This window comes from Paraburkholderia kururiensis JCM 10599 = LMG 19447, assembly GCF_003986935.1.
Classification (GTDB): Bacteria; Pseudomonadota; Gammaproteobacteria; order Burkholderiales; family Burkholderiaceae; genus Paraburkholderia; species Paraburkholderia kururiensis.
This window is the reverse complement of sequence record NZ_RJZE01000128.1, coordinates 1-499: the sequence shown is the minus strand read 5'-3', so window position 1 is coordinate 499 and position 499 is coordinate 1. Positions and strand designations below refer to the sequence as shown.

The 499-nt window shown below is 61.7% G+C and carries 1 protein-coding gene; it reads right to left on the bottom strand.

Features of this window, described 5'->3' with window-relative positions:
- Positions 1-113: 113 nt before the first annotated feature.
- Positions 114-499: T6SS effector phospholipase Tle3 domain-containing protein (locus tag PKKP23_RS33595; RefSeq protein WP_420873275.1), on the bottom strand; the 386-nt coding region annotated here is incomplete at its 5' end.

Here is a 499-nt window from a genome sequence, read left to right as displayed (position 1 = left end):
ATGTGGCTCGATGGCCTTCTCCTTTACCATCCAGCCAAGCATCGCTCCCGTTCCATATGCGGTATCGCCCACCAGACGCTTTGGCTTGAGCGCGAAGCGCTGTTCGACCCGATTCACCATCGTCTTCCATTCCAGAAATCTGTCGGCTTCGCACCGGGTACGAGCTTGTCTTCGGGAATCGGTGGTAACGTGCCGTACCTCTTCACGCCCGGCGCGTCGCCCACGGGCGTGCCGCGTGCCAGCATGCGCTGTTTGACCGTATCGCCCAGCTCGGCGAGCAGTCGGTCGTCCACGCCCTGCCAACCGATGCTTTGCAGCGGTACCGCTCCCATTACGCGGTCGTGCGGCGTGAAATACACGTACAGCCTGCCATGATTGTCGCGTTCGTCCACGCCGGATTCACGCCTGTTATCCGGTCGCCAGAAGTCCATGTCCTCGGACGCGCCGCACTGCAACTGCCGCAATTGCGCCTCGGTGAAGACGCGCTTATCGCCCTTGA